This is a genomic window from Candidatus Krumholzibacteriota bacterium (genome assembly GCA_016932415.1).
Classification (GTDB): Bacteria; Krumholzibacteriota; Krumholzibacteriia; order Krumholzibacteriales; family Krumholzibacteriaceae; genus Krumholzibacterium.
On sequence record JAFGCX010000035.1, the window covers coordinates 14,652 to 32,606 of the forward strand.

Sequence of the window (17,955 nt, forward strand, 5' to 3'; positions counted from 1 at the left end):
GATCTTGTCAATCTACCATCGTATCGGCCTGTCCCGGCCGCCATTTCCATTCCGGAGACTCATTTTATCAATTACGACTGAATTTGAACAGGGATAATTATTCCTTTTGACGATCAGCCTATGCTTGATAGAATCATCCCCGCGGTCCAGGGCGATTGAATAATAATCAGGAATCGAAAGGGAGTCGCAGCGGATGAATGATCTTAATGATAATACGACCGTCAACGTGCCGGTCGCGCCCCGCGAGCGGATCGCCGAGATCGACACTCTTCGCGGATTCGCGATGCTCGGCATCCTGATCATGAATATCCAGTCGTTTTCCATGATGAGCGCGGCATACCTGAACCCGACCGCGTATGGCGATCTCGAGGGGATCAACAGGTGGGTCTGGATCCTGAGCCACATATTCGCCAACATGAAGTTCATGACGATCTTCTCGATGCTTTTCGGCGCCGGGATCGTGCTTATGACCGGCAGAATGGAGGAACGCGGAAAGAGCTCGGCCGGCATTCACTACAGGCGGATCTTCTGGCTTATCGTTATCGGGCTTATTCACGCGCATCTTCTCTGGCACGGAGATATTCTCGTGCCGTACGCCCTCTGCGGCCTTCTGGCCTGGCTGTTCAGAAGGCTTTCTCCGGGCAGGCTTCTTTGGATCGGTTTGGCAGTTGTGGCCGTCTCATCCCTGCTCTTTATTTTTTTCGGGATCACGATGCCGTACTGGCCGAAAGAATCGGTCCGGGGAACGATGGCAAGCTGGATGCCGACCGCGGAGCAGATCGCCGAAGACCTCGCCAATCACAGGGCTGGATGGCTCGGTCAGATGGCTCACCGGAGCAGCGACTCCCTCAAGATGGAGACGGTATATTTCGTAATGGGTTCAGCCTGGAGAATAGGCGGTCTCATGCTTATGGGAATGGCTTTTTTCAAATGGGGGATCCTCACGGGGAAAAGATCGGCGAGGTTCTATCTGTCGATGGCGATGACCGGCCTCGCGACAGGTCTTACTATTGTAATCTTCGGACTGCAGAAGAATTTCGCCGCCGGCTGGGCCATGGAATATTCGTTCTTCCTCGGCTCCCAGTTCAATTACTGGGGAAGTATTCTCGTTTCCGGCGGATATATCGGCATTGTCATGCTGGCCTGCAGATCTGCTCTGTTAAGGGGGATCACCTCGAGACTCGCCGCGGTAGGAAGGATGGCCCTGACAAACTATCTCTCCCAGACGCTGATCTGTACGACGATCTTCTACGGCCACGGATTCGGGCTCTACGGCAGCGTAGAGAGGAAATGGCAGATCATGATCGTATTCGCAATATGGATCCTCCAGTTCTATCTTTCTCCTCTCTGGCTCAAGTATTTCAGATTCGGACCGATAGAGTGGGTCTGGCGCTCGCTTACGTACTGGAAAGTACAGCCGATGCGGCAGGTATAATTATGGCATATCTGGTAATTTTTTCAGGATCTGCGATTTGGAACGGTTATTGATTCAATAATAGATAATTATTGACCTGGAGGGTATTTCGAATGATTTTCTGTCGTTTTCGACAAGGAGGCGCGAAATGAGAGCTGGAAATCTTTCACAGGCTGTTTTCGCTTTATCGCTTATCTTTCTGGTATCGCTGGCTGGTTGTTCCGGATCGGACAGCGGAGGGAGCAATCCTGATCCTGATACTACAGCGCCTTATGTGACCGGAAGCTATCCGGCAGATGGCGCTACGGGAGTCTCAAGGACAGGTCCGTTCTGGATCTCCTTCAGCGAAGCGATGGACGAGGAAAGCTTCGATGGCAATATCATTGTCTCCGGGGCCGCGTCGTTCGATTTCTACGCGAACGATAATTGTGACACTCTTTTCTTTGCTCCCTATTCCCTGCTTTCGGCGAATACAACTTACGGGATCGGGATCGAAGCGGATGTAGAGGATCTTGCCGCCAATCCGATGGGCGCCGCATATGATCTCTCTTTCACGACCAATTCCGATGTCGATAATACTCATCCCCAGGTCTTGTCGGTCTATCCGGCCAATGGCGCTACCGGTGTAAGTTCAGGTGAAGTGATCGTTATCACCTTCACTGAACCGATTATTCAGTTCGACGACTGGGATACCCCGGCGCACATCATAATCACCCCGATGCCTGAAGATGGATACTTCGAATTCCAGGGAAATTCAGTCTTTATCTATCATTCGCCATTCCCCTCCGAGACCCTGATCAGTGTCGAGATCACTTCCCTTGTCGAGGACCTGTCGGGAAATAATCTATCGCTGCCGTATTACTATTCATTTACGACAATCGCCGATAATGTCAGGCCATATCTGGCCAGCGCCTCTCCCTCGAATCACGCGACGGGGGTGTCGACCGAACTGGAGACGATGAGTTTTACATTCAGCGAACCGATGTATCCTGAATTCGATATGCCTGACGAGAACGTCGACGCGAGGATAATGCAACTCTTTGCCGGAAACCCCGAATGGAACGAAGATTATTCCTCGCTGGAAATATCGCTTGCCAACGATCTTCTTCCCGGGTGCACCTACTGGGTCTATTTCGAGGATGTCACCGATATGGCGGAAAATCTTATTACACCAAATCCGACATATTATTACTTCTCCACGGCCGGGGAGACTTCGTACTATCCGGTCGGAGATATGTACACATGGTATTTCATCAGTGAATATGCCGAACCGGCCAAGGTCGCCCAGGCAGAGCCCGATTACGAAATGTACAGGAGAATAGAAAACTATAACCCGTCGACGGGATATTTCGATGATGTCTTCAAAAGATGGGATGGAACGATTGAAGACAAGTCGTTCCTCCGGCTCGATGGAAATACAGTCTATCATGTCGGTCGCGAGGAATATGATGACGGGGTCTCGGTAATGACGATGATTTGGGATGATCCGATGCCTTACATCAAGCTCCCGGTCCCCGATCATGCCGGTGAATCATGGTCCGTATCGGCGACGCTCACGGTCGAATCAGAATTGGTGATGTCGATCTCCGGTACATGCGAGATCGAATCGGGGACAACGACTGTAGAAGCCCCCGGTATGACGGGAGTATTCCGTCAATGTTACGTGCACCATCTGTATGTGACCGTGCAGAACTATGACGAAGGAGAGCCGAGCGGCACGAGCGACGTTCATCAGATCACCTATCTGTGCGAAGGAGTCGGCCCGGTCATGTATACCGATTTCAGCAGCGATCCCCCTTATGAACAGTATGATTCATCGATCATAAACTGGTACTTTGGATCTCACGAGTAGGGCAATGACCGATCTTTACAATTCAGCCGGCGGATGGGAAAAGGTCCCGTCTGCCGGCTGTGTCTATGATTCGTTCAATAAAACCAGCTTAACCAGAGATTAATATAAATAGGAAAGGGTATCTCTCTTGACTTTTAGAGAGCCTCTATTTATGTTGCCAACGAAAAGAGGTTCTCAACACGACAGGAGGAATATTAATGGCTGATAAGTCGTTTAATGCCTTTGAAATGGCGCAATCGCAGTTTGACAATGTGGCCAATATTCTGGATCTCGATGAAGGTACAAGGGATCTGCTTCGTTTTAACCAGAGAGAGTACCATGTGAGCATCCCCGTTCGCATGGATGATGGAAGCTTTAAAGTATTCAGGGGTTTCAGAGTTCAGCACAATGATTCCAGAGGTCCGGCAAAGGGTGGAATACGTTTTCATCCGATGGAAACAATAGATACTGTGAGAGCCCTTGCCATGTGGATGACATGGAAGTGTGCCGTAGTGGATATTCCTCTGGGAGGAGCCAAGGGTGGAGTGATATGTGATCCGCATAATCTCAGCGCCCGGGAACAGGAAGGCATATGCCGAGGGTGGATCCGTCAGCTCTCGAGGGATGTGGGACCTCTAAACGATGTTCCAGCGCCGGATGTAATGACATCACCACAGCATATGTTATGGATGCTTGATGAATTTGAAACCATCAGGGGGGCTAAATACCCGGGATTTATTACTGGAAAACCTGTGGGGATGGGAGGCTCGCTTGGCAGGACAGAGGCGACCGGGTATGGAGTAGTATTCAATATTCGTGAGGCTCTCAAGGAGTTGAACATCTCCCCCGCTGATACGACAGCGAGCGTTCAGGGTTTCGGTAATGTCGCCCAGTACGCTGTCGAGCTTTACACAGAGATATGGGGAAAAGTCATCTGCATATCCTGCTGGGACCAGAAAGACCAGGTCTCTTACAGTTTTAAAAAAGCTGATGGGATCGATCTGAAGGAACTAAAAAATATTACGGACAGATTCGGTGGAGTTGACAAGAAGAAAGCCGAAAGTCTGGGATATGAGATTCTTCCTGGTGGCGCCTGGATCGAGCAGGAAGTCGATATTCTGATTCCGGCAGCTCTCGAAAACCAGATTACGATGGAGAATGTCGGTAAAATCAGTGATAAGGTGAAGATTATTGCCGAGGGCGCGAATGGACCGACGACACCTGGAGCAGATAAAGAGATTGCCAAGCGCGGCATTTTCATGATTCCTGATCTTCTGGCGAATGCCGGTGGCGTAACCTGCAGTTATTTTGAACAGGTCCAATGCAACATGAACTATTTCTGGGAGAAAGACGAAGTTCTTGGTAAGCTTGACACGAAAATAACAAACGCATTCAACGCCGTCAATGAAATGGCAAAATCCCGAAAGCTGTATATGCGCGACGCGGCTTATGTCATAGCCGTGGGACGCGTGGTTGAAGCGTGCAGGGAACGTGGCTGGATCTGATGGTAGAAAGAGATTAAAACCGGCATTCAACAGGAAATTTGATTCAGGACTGAAACGAAATCAGGCTTATCGTTTTGCCAGGGTTTGCCGTTGGTGATTCGATGGGATATTTATACTGGATATAGAGACTCACGAACGTGGGCCGGTGGGTATTTAATTACGATTTTCCTCCCGGGTTGACGGGAAACCCCGGTATACGCTGAGAGTATCTTCCTGCGAGAGGTGTTCGCTGATGGCCAGGAAAAGATACAGTCCTCACAAAGGTTCACTTGTTCCGTTCGACCGCACTTTATTTTCAAACAAACATAAATTTACATATATCGGAAAGGGGGAAATCGGTGGCAAGGCCCACGGATTGGCCGAGTTCAAAGGTATTATTGAATCGGGGGTCTTCGACAGGTTTTCTCCGGATATTTCTGTAACGATACCCGCGTTAACGGTTATTACTACCGAATATTTCGATCAGTTCATCAGGCAGAATGACCTCAAAGAGATAGCGTTTTCAAGCGCGAGAGATGATTTGATCGCCAATACCTTTCTGCAGGCCAGGCTTCCGGTTCAGCTGCTTGGAGATCTGAGGTCGCTGGTTCAGCAGGTCCATACGCCTCTGGCGGTGCGTTCTTCGAGTATGTTGGAGGATGCCATGTTTGAACCGTTCGCAAGCGTGTACGGGACAAAAATGATACCGAATAATCAGCCGGGCGTGGACTCAAGATTCCATAAACTTGTCGAAGCGATAAAATATGTCTATGCTTCGACCTTTTTCAAAGCCGCGGCAAATTACATGAAAGCTACTCATCACACCCTTCATGACGAGAAAATGGCTGTCATCATCCAGGAAGTCATTGGGACAAGGTTTGGGGAGCGATTCTATCCACATATATCAGGCGTAGTGCGTTCATACAATTTTTATCCATACGGAAACGCCGAGCCGGAAGAAGGTGTGGTGGATCTGGCCCTGGGAATGGGGAGAACTATAGTAGATGAAGGAACAGCCTGGTCGTATTCGCCAGCTTATCCTAAAACCGGCCCGCCGTTTAATTCTGTAAACGATATGATGAAAAGTTCCCAGACAAAATTCTGGGCTGTGAACATGCAGGCTCCGGGCAGGTACAATCCGGTGGATGAAGTCGAATATATGGAAAAATACGACCTTACCGCAGCGGAATATGATGGTTCCTTAAGTTACATAGCTTCAACACTGGATTTACAGGATGGAAGAATTACATCCGGCACTGGTATCACGGGCCCAAGAATCCTCGATTTCGCGCCGATTCTCAAATCAAAAATGATACCACTGAACGAGCTTCTGGAAACGCTTCTCAAGATAAGCGAAGATCGGCTCGGTATGAGAGTCGAGATCGAATTCGCTTTGCGACTGGACAGGATGGACTGTTCTCCTGCCGATTTTGGTTTTCTTCAGATCAGGCCGATGGTTGTATCCGACACTGAGGTTGAATTGAACCAGAGTGAACTGATCGGAGATGGGGTTCTCGTCTCGTCAGAGACAGTACTTGGAAACGGGATCCTGGATACTATAAGAGATATCGTTTACATAGACCCCGATCGGTTCGATGTAAGCAACTCGAGGGAAATCGCCGGGCAACTGGATAAATTCAACGAAATTCTTGTTGATTCAAAAAAACCCTATCTTCTCATAGGCTTCGGCAGGTTGGGAACATCGGATCCTTCATGTGGAGTGCCAGTTACGTTCGATCAGATATCCGGGGCAAAAGCGATAATCGAATCCTCACTTCCAGATCTGGCTTTCAATCTAAGCCAGGGATCGCATTTCTTTCATAATGTTACAAGTTTCAGGATTTTTTATTTTTCTGTAAATCACTGGAGCGAGTATGGTATTGACTGGGACTGGTTGAAGAAACAGAAAGTGATCAGAGAGACGGAGTTCCTGAAACATGTTGAGCTTCCTTCTGCTTTACTGGTCAAGGTGGACGGACGGAAGGGCAGGGGAGTCATATTTTATGAGCGAAAAAAATAATATTACAGACGATCTGATCAAATCTTTCCTTGAAAGGGAAAAGGAACTGAAATGTCTTTACAGGATCGAGGAGATCCTCAAACAGTCTGATAAAGATCAGGATCAGATTTACAGCAGGATCCTCGACGCCGTTCCGCCGGGGTTACAGTATCCGGATATTTGTAAAGCCAAAATAACGCTCGGAACGAAGATATTCGAACCTTACAGGTTTGTGGAGACGGAGTGGGTTTTAAAAGCTGATATTCTGGTCCAGGAAAAGAAGGCTGGAGAAATCAGTGTCTATTATTCAAGGGAAATGCCTCCGGAAGATGAGGGTCCTTTTCTTAAACATGAGAAAAGGTTGCTTGAAGCGATAGCGGACCGGCTCGGCAGTTCGATTCTTCACCAAAACCTCAAGGATGCGGAAGAAGAGTCCGGAACCGATCATGGAGATGAATCCCACGAATGGAACGTCGTACTCAACCTCCTGCGCCATACTGACAGAAACTTGTTTATAAGCCTTTCGGAGAGGATGCTGAATCATCTCAGCTGGACCGGATTATCAGAAATAGAGGATATCCCTCTGATATCAAAGAAAAACAGATTGGATGGGGCCGCTGATCTGGACAGGGAAAGCAACAAACCTCACATGAGAGAGAGATCTGAACTTTCAGACGCCAATTGCGAACAGATATTCAAGGTTGCAGCCAAACACTATACTGATGAGAAGATCCTCGATTATCTGCAGAAATGGATAGCGGATGATAAATTGAAATACCTGGTGCACGTAGCTAACCGCAACCTTACTCTTGCCGAGATCATTTCGGCAGTAAGGAGATATAGGGATATCGCGCATGAGGGTATCGATCTATCTCCCGTCGCGAGAAAAGGTGTTATCGTATCTTTGATAAGAAGGTTTTTTTCAAGCCAGCTGAACTACATTCGATTGGCCAAGAATTACGTCAGAAACAATGACTTCTTTGATATCATCGACAGAATAGTTTTTACAAGGGACAGTCACGGCAGGCTGGGAGGAAAAAACGCCGGCCTATTCCTGGCGGAAGCTATAATAAAGAAATCCAATGATTCCAACGATCTGTTGAGAGCGGTGAAATTTCCCAGGAGCTGGCACGTCACATCCGATGTCATCCTGGGATTCCTGAAGTACAACAATATGGATGAGGTGGTCGAACAGAAATACAAGGAAATAAACCAGATTCGGCAGGAATATCCATATGTCATCCGGACCTTTAAAAACGGGCAGTTTCCGCCGGAAGTCGTTCAGGGTCTTTCGATGGTTCTCGACGAATTCGATGAAAAACCGCTTATAGTAAGAAGTTCGAGCCTTCTCGAAGACAGCCTTGGCGCGGCCTTTTCCGGCAAGTACAAGAGTCTTTTTCTGGCGAACCAGGGAAGCAAGCAGCAGAGGCTGGAAGCGCTCATGGACGCGATCGCGGAAGTCTATTCATCGGTATTCGGCCCCGACCCGATACAGTACAGGGCTGAAAGGAATCTTCTCGATTTTGCCGAAGAGATGGGAATCATTATCCAGGAGGTCGTTGGAAGGCGGATCGGCGATTATTATTTACCGGCTTTCGCCGGGGTGGCTTTCAGCAGGAACGACTTCAGGTGGTCTCCAAGAATAAAAAGGGAAGATGGATTGATGCGTCTCGTTCCCGGACTCGGAACAAGAGCCGTGGACAGGATAAGCGAGGATTATCCGATCCTTATCGCTCCCGGGCAGCCAGGGCTCAGGGTCAACGTGACGGCGGAGGAAATCGTCTATTATTCTCCGAAAAAGATAGATGTTATAAATTTAAAGACAAATTCCTTCGAAACGATCGATATAAAGGAACTGTTGAAGAAGCATGGCGCTGAACTGCCGCTCGTAAATAAAATAGTATCAAAATTTGAAGATGATCATCTGAAAAAACCTATGGCAATGAATGTCGATTTTGCCAGGGATGATCTTGCGGTTACGTTTGAAGGAATAATCAATGATTCCGACCTGATAAACCAGGTCAATGGGCTTCTAAAGCTTCTGGAAAACAAGATGGAATCATCCGTCGATATAGAGTTCGCTCATGACGGCGAAAATTTTTATCTTCTTCAATGCAGGCCCCAGAGTTTCAATGTGGACAGCGCGCCGGTGGCGATACCAAAGGATGTACGGAGTGATAGAGTAATATTCTCAGCTCATAAGTATGTTTCGAACGGCCGCGTTCCCGATCTCACTCACATCGTTTATGTGGATCCACAGAAGTATTCAGAACTTGGCAGGAGGGAAGATCTGGTCAAGGTTGGAAGAGCTGTCGGGGAACTGAACAAGCTTTTACCAAAGCGTCAATTCATTCTCATGGGTCCCGGCCGCTGGGGGAGCCGTGGAGATATCAAGCTTGGCGTCAGTGTCTCCTATTCAGATATTAACAACACGGCAGTGCTTGTGGAGATAGCCAAGAAGAAGGGCAACTATATGCCGGACCTTTCATTCGGCACGCATTTCTTCCAGGATCTGGTCGAAGGGCAGATCCGCTATCTTCCGCTCTACCCTGACAACGCGAAAAACGCTTTTAACGAAAAATTTCTGCTTGGTTCGAAAAATATACTTGGAGATATGTTGCCGAAGTATTCATCGCTTTCCGATGTAATCCGTCTTATTGATATTCCGGAAGTGACCGGCGGTCTTGTTTTCAGGGTCCTGATGAACGCTGATCTGGGCGAAGCTCTGGGTATTCTTGACGAACCGGGAAAAGAAGCAGACACGGATGACCGAGAGATCGTTAACTATGAGATTCCTACTGAAAAGTACTGGTTGTGGCGGCTTCGCATGGCTGAACAGATAGCGTCAGAGCTGGATCCGAACCGTTTCGGAGTCGCCGGTTTCTATGTCTTTGGAAGCACGAAGAACGCTACCGCGGGATTGAAGAGTGACATCGACATATTGATTCATTTCAGGGGAAATAAAAATCAGCGAGGGGATCTTACCGCATGGCTGGAAGGTTGGAGCCTGTGCCTGGATGAAATCAATTATTTGAAGACCGGTTACAGGATCGGAGGATTGCTCGACGTCCATATAATTACCGATGATGACATCCGTAACAAAACGAGCTATGCCGTCAAGATAGGGGCGATCACTGATGCTGCCAGAGAGATACCCCTCAAAGGGAAAGACTAGTCTTATACAAGTTCACGGCTGATCTCTTCGATATTTTCCAGGTCGAATCTTACAAGCGCGAGTTCCGGCCCGTCATGAGCTGCTGATACGGCGAGAGTCCTTCCGATGTGACATTTCCAGGAACCGGTGATCCTGGCTGATTCGTGAATATGGCCGTGCATCGTCAGAAAAGGTTGCTTGTTCTCGATGAACCTTTTAATGGCGATACTACCGACATTGACATCGAGTGGAGCGTGATCGACTTTGATGCCGTCCAGTGCCGCGCGGTCGAGGTCTGTCTGATAGGGTGGAGAGTGAAACAGGATAATGGCATCGTTCAGTTCAAGGTCGCCGCTCAACCTGTCCAGGTCAGCCTTTATAGTTCCGAACTTCAGGTTATCCGGTTTTTCGGGCACAGAGCGGGTTCCTTCTTCAGGAGAGATACAACCTGGATCGACATATCTTGACACGTCATATTTTTCCCAATCCTTGAGCAGAAATGGAGTCGGTGGGACAAAAGAGTATCCAAAGATCATTCTCCCTTTACAGGTCGTTATTTTCTCATGGATATAATCAATAGTGCCTTTTTCTGTCGCCTCTATCATCGTAGCTTCATCAGAACGCCCGTCATCGTTACCCAGGATCATGAAGATCTTCGGATACGATTTGCCGAGGTCATTGCGCAACTTTTCAAGCTCCTTAAGTAAGTATCCGTTAATAAAACCTTCAGGGCCGAATTCATCGCTCCAGGCATGAGGGAGTATGTCACCACCGATAAATACAACCGAAGGGTGTTCTTTTTTTATGGCATCGAACAGTTTCCCGAACCTGTCGATTTTACCGTGAAGGTCGGAGACGAAAAAACATTTTAAATTTTGATCCTCACTCATCCGTAAATCCTTGCCAGGCAGAAACAGACTGCCTGGCGCGATTGAAATCATCAGACGCGCGGGTTTCCGCAGCGCATGGTCTTGCCAAGTATATCCCGATATAATGACATTACATAATATAAAGCAATTTCAACCCGTGCAACGCACAAAACCGTATTTTGTGGACATCGATATTTGGGATATGATAACATGCGCTACCACTAAATCACTTATGCCCGTCTTCGCGTGGTGAATGCCTTTTCCCAAAGGGCAGCAAAGAGGGGTAGATCGACAGGGGCTGCACAGGAGAAAGGAGACCATTACCGGCCGTTTTCAGTTGCGCAGGCACATAAATGCCGTACTTCCCACCAGTCAGATGCCCCGGGAGTACTCCCCGAAAAGTATTTCCAGGGTCAGCGACACAAACGGTTAGGAGTGAAAATGACAAAAAGATCGATACTTGTATCAATCTGTCTGTTACTGATTTTGATGCCTCTCTCAAGCGTCCAGTCAGCCGCGCCGCGACAATTCTCTCCGGTGCAGAAAGGTTATGTGGGATCGGCAGAATCGGTCCTTCCATACGCCCCCAACCGGATACTGATTAAATTCACCGATTCAAGTTACAGGACTTCCAAGCTGAACATCAATCTCGACAGGGGCGCGACTCCCATCGATGAGATGACAGGTCTCGCGTCGGTCGACGCGATAAGCCGCGATCTGGGCGTCCTCAAGATATCGAGGCCATACATAGAGCCAAAGAACAGGATCCTCTCTGTTCAGCTCGGAGTCGACAGGTGGTTCCGGGTAGACCTGCCGAATGGCGTTGATATCGAGGATGTTGTTGCGCGATACGCCGCCGACCCCAATATAGAATACGCAAAGCCCGACTATCGGGCTTTCCCGGCCGCCGTGCCAGGCGATCCCCTCTACGCCGACCACTGGGGACATAATAACACGGCGCAGCTTCCCGATCTCGACTGGGGAGGCACCTACAGCCATACGCTGCCGAACACAGTCGGGACCCCCGGTTTCGACGCCAACGCCCAGGGAGCGTGGGACGGAAGCCAGGGATTCGGAAGTTCCAGCATTATCATAGCCATCATTGATTCAGGAGTCGATATCGATCATCCCGACCTTAACCTGGTCAGCGGATATGATTTCGGCGATAACGACAGCAATCCCGACGACAATTCCGCGGCGCCCGGGCATGGGACCTGCTGCGCCGGTGTCGCCGCGTCTCTGGCCAATAACGGCCGGGGCGCATGCGGAGCGGCGCCAGGATGCAGGATCATGCCGGTCAAGGTGGCCAACAGCGCCGGTTCGATGTACTTCTCATCGATTGAGAACGGCCTTTACTGGGCCGCAGATAACGGCGCGGATGTTATAAGTATCAGCCTTGGCGCTCCTATCAGCAGTGATCCCGCCACAGACGCTGCCATCGCCTACGCGTACAACTCAGGATGCGTCATAGTGGCGGCGACAGGTAACGAGAACGACAACGCGATCAGTTACCCGGCCATCAATGCCTATGTTGTCGGTGTAGGGGCAGCTTCGCCATGCGGCGACCGCAAGCGATCGAGTAGCAGCAGCACTGAGTGCAACCCCGGCGTCAACACCGATCCGAACGGTTATACATGCGATGGTGAGCGCTGGTGGGGGTCTAACTACGGAACAACCGTGAAAGACGCCGCCGGCGCGGTCGATATACTCGGCCCGACGATCCTTCCGACGACTGATATCGGCGGAAGCGGGGGATATACCAGCGGAGACTACGATCCGTTCTTCAACGGAACATCGTGCGCCACTCCTTACGTCGCGGGAGTCGCCGCCCTGGTAAAATCGAAGAACCCTGCCTGGACGGCTGCCCAGATCCGCGACCAGATCTGCGATACGGCGATCGATATAGTCAATGTCGAATCAGGCAGCGGTTGGGACCGTTACAGTGGATACGGTATGGTAGACGCTGAAGCGGCAGTCGGTGGAGGAGGACCGGTCGCTCCGGTCGCCGAGTTCTATGGCACTCCTACCAGTGGAACGGAACCTCTGACTGTGAACTTCACCGATCAGTCGACAGGCGCGCCTACCAGCTGGGCGTGGAGTTTCGGCGACGGCGGTACTTCGACGGCGCAGAATCCGAACCATACATATAACAATGACGGTAGTTACACGGTGACTCTGACCGTCACGAATTCGGTCGGTTCCGACGCTGAGACAAAAAGCGGATACATCACGGTAAGTCCCTGCGTAGCCCCTGTCGCCGCTTTTACCGGCTCGCCGACATCGGGAGACGCGCCTCTCGCGGTCAGCTTCACCGACCAGTCGACCGGGGCGGCCTCCTGGTCGTGGACTTTCGGTGACGGCGGCACATCGACCGCGCAGAATCCATCCCACACCTATACTTCCGAAGGAACGTACACTGTCTCGCTGACTGTTGTGAACTCCTGCGGCAGCGACGGTGAGACGAAAAGCGGCTATATTACAGTGACCGAGGCTGTCGGCGGCTGGGAAGTCATCACCTACGACGATTTCGAAGGCGGATTCGGTAACTATACTTCCGGCGGAGGAGATTGTTCCCTCTATACGTCAGGCACTTATGCTCATCAGGGGAGCAACGCCGCCGATATCCAGGATAACAGTGGAGTAGCTTCGTCGTTCTATCATACGGCCAGTTACAACGTGTCCGGATATACAAGTCTTGAAGTCGATTTCTGGTTCTACGCCTACAGCATGGACAACACGAGCGAGGACTTCTGGGTGCAGTACTTCGACGGATCGACATGGCGTACCGTTGCTACGTACGCAAGGACGACCGATTTCGAAAACGGTGTTTTCTATCACAAGGTCGTTCAGATCCCCGCCAGCACTTATAATTACCCTGCGAACGCGAAGCTCCGGTTCATGTGCGACGCGAGCGGTAACGCAGACGACGTCTTTATCGATGAAGTCGAGTTCAGAGGCTTCGGCACTGGTGGCGGATCTGTCGCTCCCGTGGCTGCGTTCACCGGAACACCTACTACCGGTGATTATCCACTGGAAGTGACATTCACCGATCAGTCGGAGAATGATCCGGAAAGCTGGTCGTGGGCGTTCGGCGACGGCGGGACTTCGACCGCTCAGAATCCGACCCACACATACACAGCTGCCGGGACATATACGGTGACACTGACTGCAGCCAACACGGCAGGTTCCGATGATGAGGTAAAAACAGGGTACATCACAGTGACCGAACCGTCGGCGGGAGGCTGGACGACGATCACTTACGACGACTTCGAAGGCGGATTCGGCAGCTACACCGATGGCGGAGGAGACTGTTCGCTGTACGCTTATGGCACTTACGCGCATCAGGGGAGCCGAGCGGCCGATATCCAGGACAACAGCGGTACGGCTTCTTCGTTCTATCACACAGCCAGTTACAATGTTTCCGGGTATTCGAATCTCGAGGTCGAGTTCTGGTTCATGGCGGTAAGCATGGACAGGAGCGAAGACTTCTGGGTCCAGTACTTCGATGGATCGGCATGGCGGACCGTCGCCAGTTACACCAGTTCGACCGATTACGACAATGGCATCTTCTACAACAAGGTAGTTCAGATCCCGGCCGGGACGTATAACTACCCGACGAACGCGAAGATACGTTTCATGTGCGACGCGAGCAACAACACCGATGATGTCTATATCGACGAGATCGAGTTCAGAGGGTACAGCGGTGGAGCGATGGCTTCCGGGGCGATAGCCCAGGTGGAGACTGGGTCTGATATTCCGGAGGCCTTCAAAGTCTGCCAGAACTATCCGAACCCGTTCAACCCGGTAACCACGATAAGGTTCGAACTTCCGAAGGAAGGGTACATGAGGCTGGATATATTCAACGTAGCCGGCCAGCGGGTAGCGAATCTTGTCAGCAGGAATATGGATGCCGGAGTGCATGAGATCCCGTGGAACGCGGCGGGCCAGGCATCAGGCGTCTATTTCTACAGGATCATGTACGGTGACAAGAGAGTGACGAAGAAGATGATCCTTCTCAGATGATCGGGGCGATCATCGATCTGCCGCTACGGCCCTGGCAGCGCTTTTCCGGTAAGGAGAGTCGCTTGACTGGAAGTCTGTAGCAGTTGAAAAGGGAGGCCGGCTCTTTAAACAGGAGTCCGGCCTCTCTTGCGTAGCATTTTGATTTGAGTTCTTATCTGAGGACTCCGGCATCCGGTTTCACCCCTGATGATAGCCACTTGCGAAGCATGTCGAAAGCGTCGCCGGTCTGACCGGGAGTGAATCTGCAATGTCCGTCAGCTTCGACCCTCATCATCACGAACTTATCCCCGTTGCCTGCTATCCTGACCGTTGTGTCATAATTGTCCTGCAGTGCAGGAGGTACGCCGGCGTCATATGTCGTATGGACAGCGAGTACAGGATCGCTGATATTGCCGGTCGGCGTGTAGAAGCGGTGCAGGTAGTCGAAGGCGCCAGACTCGAGTCTATAGCGGGGAACATCGTTGTTGAGCGATCTTTCATCACCCAGGCCTGTATAGAGGCTGTTGCAGTTATCGATCGGGTTTCCACCGGCGCGAGCGGCGATCTCCCTGTAAAAAAGGTGGTAGAAGGAGATCGTGGCGACGAGGTCGGACAGACGAATATCCCACTGGCGCGCGAAAAGCCGCGTCATGGAGGAATCGGCCGCAAATGCCGCGGCGACGATCTGCCCGGAAAGCTCGGGAGCTTCGATGACCGGTCTGGCGTCATCGGGGAGATACTGGCCGAAAAGCGCCTCGAAAGTGACGAGCATGTCGAATACCGTATCCTTTATGAAGACCAGAGAAGGTGCCAGCGGGCCGCAAAAAGGCAGAGCCCCGTCATAGTTTTCAGGATAGGTCTCTATCGTGGCAAGAGTGATAATACCGCCCATCGAATGTCCTGTCACAAAAGTCGTATCGGGCCGGCCGTAATTTTTAGTGAAATGTTCCCGCAGCTGTTCGGTTTCCTCTATAGCCTCTGCCACCGCCCAACCCTGCCTTGAATATCCAGATTCGGCGAACGCGAAACCGCGCGAGAGGAAAACAGCACTCAAAGCGTCTGCAAGAGGCCTCCATTGACGGCCCTCGGTAAGGTAGCCGTGGGCGTACATGACAAGACCGTTGTTCCAGTTCTCCGGGATCTGGATCCGGTATGGAGCTTCTCCGAGTTCGCCGGTCTCGTCGACACGGTCGATGGCGACAGCGGTGCCGCATGCCGCAGTGAAGACGATCATTAACGCGATTATGAAAATAACTTGATGGTTCACATCGATTCTCCTTTCAAGTTTCCGCCTGGCCGGCGTCTAACGCGCAATTCTACTCTTGCCATAAGGGCCATCAGTAGCGAGGTCGAAATGATCGCCCGGAAGGCATAGACAGAGGCGAGTATCCCCTTGCTCGAAAGGAGGGAAAAGACAGGCGCAAGGAGAAGAGCGAACCAGACGGCAAACGATTCGGTGTTTTCATCGGAGTTCCAGAGCCGCCTTACCACGGGGAAATAGGCGATCACCAGTATGGTCTGGATGAGCAGGTTCGCCGCGATATGTCTTCGGGTAAAAGCCCAGAAAGTGATGATCACAAGGACGGCTATCATGCAGCCGGTGTCAAATCGCGTGAATCTCGTGCTTCGGTCGCCGAGAAGGAAAATGACGATAGAAAGATAAACGCAGAGGATAAGATCTGAGGAGTTCAGGATATTATCGAGAAGGTTGTAGTTACCTCCGAAAAGGTATGTCGTGAGGCTTCCTCCCACAGCGATCGAAAAGAATATCCACATCGCCAGCGCCGGTTTGATCTTTCTGCGCCTTATAAGAACGGTGTTTCTTACGGCGATGAAAAGGTTGATAGCCAGCACGGCGGCTATTGAAAATGTCCTCACCAGCGGTCTCCTTTTCGCGGGATCATAGTGGAAAATCAGCGGGAAGGGAAGGTCAGTTTCAAGGGAAAAGTAAAAATCTCGCGGGCCGCAGTCAGAGTTCTCTCCACCTGCCAGCAAGCTCCTTAGTGGCCGCGCCTCCGTTTCCTCCGGGAGGGGTCAATCCGGCGGGTAATGGGGAGGGGAGATACCCGGTATTGCCGAGGATCTCAATACCTGAGGGGATACTCTGGTCAAGGAAGTCTTCTGTCCAGACAGCGCCGTTTATACCAATGCTGCCATTTAATCTGAAGAGGTCGCCGGCGTAGACAAATCCGTTGATCGTGGAGTGATTTTCGACCTGGCAGGTGTTTGGAGTAATGACAGCGCCATTTATCGCCGCCTGCTGAGAAAGGTATATGTTATTTCCGGTTGAGATGAGCAGATTTCCACTTCTTCCAGTTGTAGACCCGATCTCGATCGAGTTGCCTGACAGAGTGATAATACCGCTCGCTACGATCGAGATATTATCAGCCAGCGTTGAGTGATGGTTTATTGTGACATTTCCATTCACAACGATGAGGGCAGAGCTTCCCGAGACAGTCAGATCAGTGTGGTGGCCCAGCGTAAGATTCCCGTTTACCAGCACCTCCGCGGCAAGGGCTCTGTCACCCCAGCTTTGGTTTCCAGTTGGCAGTATGGCGGCTTCGGCGATCTTTGCCTGGTATGATGAGAGATCAAGCTGTGGCGTTGAAGGCGCCGGGTTCATTTCGGTGCATGGAATAGCATCGCCTCCGATGTGATAGGCCGATTCGCCTTCGGGGACGTAAAACTCAGCGCCCGATATATTCGCCCCGCTATAGACCCTGATGCTTCCATTTCCATAAACATTGCCCGCTACCCTGCTCGAGTTCTCGAGCGTAAGATCATTGTCGCTCCACTGAAAGATCGAATAATCAGCGACTGAACCGGATGATTCGACCTCGTTCCTTACGCTTCTTCTCACTCCGTTTACAACACCTGAAGCTGTAATAATATCCATCGATTCAGCCGCCTGGAAACTGGCAACGACGCCCGTTTCAAAGATGACTGTTTGTGGACTGATCGTGCCGTATCCTTCTGAAGGGGGGCCGTAGAGTTTTTCAGAATATTTGATCTCCCAGAAAGAATCGTTCAGCCCCGCCTCGGCGAGAAAAAGAGCCCTCGCCCTTTCAAGAGCGACGACTCCTGAAGCTGAACTCTGACTGACCAGTACCTGGACTGCGAGGGCAAGAGTTCCGAAGATCGTGATCATGATCGCAAGTGTAACGAGAGTCATACCTGACTGGTTGCCGCGTTTTTTTTTCAT

10 protein-coding genes are annotated in these 17,955 nt (G+C 50.8%); 6 read left to right on the forward strand and 4 right to left on the reverse strand.

Translation table 11 applies throughout. The annotated features are described in order from the left end of the window. Positions 1-193 precede the first annotated feature (193 nt). From JW814_11885 to JW814_11905, 5 genes are all read left to right on the forward strand, one after another. Entirely contained in the window at positions 194-1,435 is a 1,242-nt protein-coding gene (locus tag JW814_11885) for a DUF418 domain-containing protein (protein MBN2072146.1), read from the forward strand. Between the two features lie 127 nt (positions 1,436-1,562). Continuing rightward, complete coding sequence (locus tag JW814_11890) at positions 1,563-3,266, forward strand: Ig-like domain-containing protein (protein MBN2072147.1); 1,704 nt, start codon at positions 1,563-1,565, stop codon at positions 3,264-3,266. Positions 3,267-3,463: 197 nt separating this feature from the next. Then, complete coding sequence (locus tag JW814_11895) at positions 3,464-4,750, forward strand: Glu/Leu/Phe/Val dehydrogenase (protein MBN2072148.1); 1,287 nt, start codon at positions 3,464-3,466, stop codon at positions 4,748-4,750. Between the two features lie 232 nt (positions 4,751-4,982). After that, entirely contained in the window at positions 4,983-6,749 is a 1,767-nt protein-coding gene (locus tag JW814_11900; protein ID MBN2072149.1) for a hypothetical protein, read from the forward strand. Next, complete coding sequence (locus JW814_11905) at positions 6,733-9,903, forward strand: nucleotidyltransferase domain-containing protein (protein ID MBN2072150.1); 3,171 nt, start codon at positions 6,733-6,735, stop codon at positions 9,901-9,903. Before JW814_11900 ends, JW814_11905 begins: the two co-directional genes overlap by 17 nt. A gap of 2 nt (positions 9,904-9,905) precedes the next feature. Here the strand turns inward: JW814_11905 and JW814_11910 are convergent, their stop codons facing one another. Then, on the reverse strand, positions 9,906-10,772 hold the full coding sequence (locus JW814_11910; GenBank protein MBN2072151.1) for a metallophosphoesterase: 867 nt from the start codon (positions 10,770-10,772) through the stop codon (positions 9,906-9,908). A 420-nt stretch (positions 10,773-11,192) separates the two neighbouring features. On the opposite strand from JW814_11910, the gene JW814_11915 reads away from it, so the two are divergent. Next, entirely contained in the window at positions 11,193-14,774 is a 3,582-nt protein-coding gene (locus JW814_11915) for a PKD domain-containing protein (GenBank protein ID MBN2072152.1), read from the forward strand. Positions 14,775-14,925: 151 nt separating this feature from the next. Here JW814_11915 and JW814_11920 read toward each other — a convergent pair whose 3' ends face one another. The 3 genes from JW814_11920 to JW814_11930 form a co-directional block, all read right to left on the reverse strand. Further along, positions 14,926-16,020, reverse strand: coding sequence for an alpha/beta fold hydrolase (locus JW814_11920; protein MBN2072153.1), 1,095 nt, complete (start codon positions 16,018-16,020; stop codon positions 14,926-14,928). After that, complete coding sequence (locus JW814_11925) at positions 16,017-16,631, reverse strand: hypothetical protein (protein ID MBN2072154.1); 615 nt, start codon at positions 16,629-16,631, stop codon at positions 16,017-16,019. The genes JW814_11920 and JW814_11925 overlap by 4 nt, the downstream gene beginning before the upstream one ends. 91 nt (positions 16,632-16,722) lie before the next feature. Continuing rightward, a complete protein-coding gene (locus JW814_11930) occupies positions 16,723-17,955 on the reverse strand; it encodes a hypothetical protein (GenBank protein MBN2072155.1) in 1,233 nt (410 codons plus the stop codon).

Excerpts from the sequence above, each read along its gene's own strand:
- JW814_11885 (MBN2072146.1), top strand. The coding sequence starts at position 194 with ATGAATGATCTTAATGATAATACGACCGTCAACGTGCCGGTCGCGCCC.
- JW814_11890 (MBN2072147.1), top strand. The coding sequence starts at position 1,563 with ATGAGAGCTGGAAATCTTTCACAGGCTGTTTTCGCTTTATCGCTTATC.
- JW814_11895 (MBN2072148.1), top strand. The coding sequence starts at position 3,464 with ATGGCTGATAAGTCGTTTAATGCCTTTGAAATGGCGCAATCGCAGTTT.
- JW814_11900 (MBN2072149.1), top strand. The coding sequence starts at position 4,983 with ATGGCCAGGAAAAGATACAGTCCTCACAAAGGTTCACTTGTTCCGTTC.
- JW814_11905 (MBN2072150.1), top strand. The coding sequence starts at position 6,733 with ATGAGCGAAAAAAATAATATTACAGACGATCTGATCAAATCTTTCCTT.
- JW814_11910 (MBN2072151.1), bottom strand. The coding sequence starts at position 10,772 with ATGAGTGAGGATCAAAATTTAAAATGTTTTTTCGTCTCCGACCTTCAC.
- JW814_11915 (MBN2072152.1), top strand. The coding sequence starts at position 11,193 with ATGACAAAAAGATCGATACTTGTATCAATCTGTCTGTTACTGATTTTG.
- JW814_11930 (MBN2072155.1), bottom strand. The coding sequence starts at position 17,955 with ATGAAAAAAAAACGCGGCAACCAGTCAGGTATGACTCTCGTTACACTT.